Source organism: Roseovarius gaetbuli, assembly GCF_900172365.1.
Taxonomy (GTDB): Bacteria; Pseudomonadota; Alphaproteobacteria; order Rhodobacterales; family Rhodobacteraceae; genus Roseovarius; species Roseovarius gaetbuli.
In genome coordinates this window covers 1-1,263 of the sequence record NZ_FWFJ01000119.1, presented here as the reverse complement: position 1 = coordinate 1,263, position 1,263 = coordinate 1, and the positions used below count along the sequence as shown (strand labels likewise).

General features: G+C 57.6%; 1 protein-coding gene and 1 pseudogene. Both read left to right on the top strand.

Annotation, left to right across the window (positions count from 1 at the left end; genetic code table 11):
* Positions 1-190: 190 nt before the first annotated feature.
* Positions 191-958, top strand: coding sequence for a FadR/GntR family transcriptional regulator (locus tag ROG8370_RS19840; protein WP_085828831.1), 768 nt, complete (start codon positions 191-193; stop codon positions 956-958).
* Between the two features lie 181 nt (positions 959-1,139).
* Positions 1,140-1,263, top strand: a pseudogene (locus tag ROG8370_RS21595) (IS110 family RNA-guided transposase); the annotation flags it as partial.

The following is a 1,263-nucleotide window of genomic DNA, read 5'->3' as shown; positions in this document are numbered from 1 at the left end:
CAGAAAAATGAGCCTCCGACCCGGCTGCGGCTCATTTTTCTGAGGGTACGATCATAAAGCGATTCTTTCACGCTGAAGCGGGTCCGACTGGAAGTCGGAGGGTTTGCTCCACGGCGTGGATACTAAAGGACAGGCTTGCCGCAGGGCAAGAGCGGTCATATGATCTGACCAATTGTTCAAGGTCGCGCATATGCCATTTAAGAAAGTCACACCGGAAAAGCTTTCTACCGCTGTCACCCGGCAAATCGAAAAGCTGATCCTGCAGGGTATCCTGCGGCCCGGTGAGCGGCTGCCGGCCGAACGGGATCTGGCCGAAAAGCTTGGCGTGTCGCGCCCCTCGTTGCGCGAGGCGGTTGCCGAATTGCAGGACAAGGGCCTTTTGACCACCCGCGCCGGGGCCGGCATCTATGTGGCCGACGTTCTGGGCAGCGCGTTTTCAGAGGCGCTGATCCGGCTGTTCGCCGATCACGACGAGGCGGTCTTTGACTACATCGCCTTTCGCCGTGACCTTGAGGGGCTTGCCGCCTGCCGCGCGGCGCGGCTTGCTTCGGACACCGATCTTCAGGTGATCCAGACCGTGATGGACAAGATGGAGGCGGCGCATAAAAAGACCAACCCCTCCGATGAGGCGCGCCTTGATGCCGAATTTCACATGGCCATCATCGAGGCCAGCCATAATGTCGTGATGCTGCATATGATGCGCTCGATGTTCCAGCTGTTGCGTGAGGGTGTGTTTTATAACCGCCAGGTCATGTTCAAACAGCGCACGACCCGTGGCGCATTGTTGGATCAACACCACGCCATCAACGGCGCCATTCAGTCGCGCGATCCCGAGGCCGCACGTGCGGCAGTGATTGCGCATCTGGACTATGTCGAAAAGGCGCTTGCCGATCAGCAAAAGGCCAATCGCAACGAAACCATCGCGCGCCAACGCTTTGAACACGAGCAATCGCGCTAACCCCGCGAACGGCTCTTCCAGCCCTTACCCTGACTGACTGAACCACTACCGGCTGGCGCCGGTAGGATCAGCGATGTGCTGTTCCAGGTACTGAAGATGGGGTGGTTGCCGCCCTCCCCTGACGGCATCGCAATGTGCCAAGATGGTGGTCTGTAGACCATCTAACGGAGAGGACGGCAAAATGAAGGATACAATGATTGGTGTAGATCTGGCGAAGAGTATTTTCCAGGTTCACGGGGCATTGCTGTCGGGGAAGGAACAATTCCGCAAAAAACTGACACGGCCCCAGTTCTGGAAATTCATGT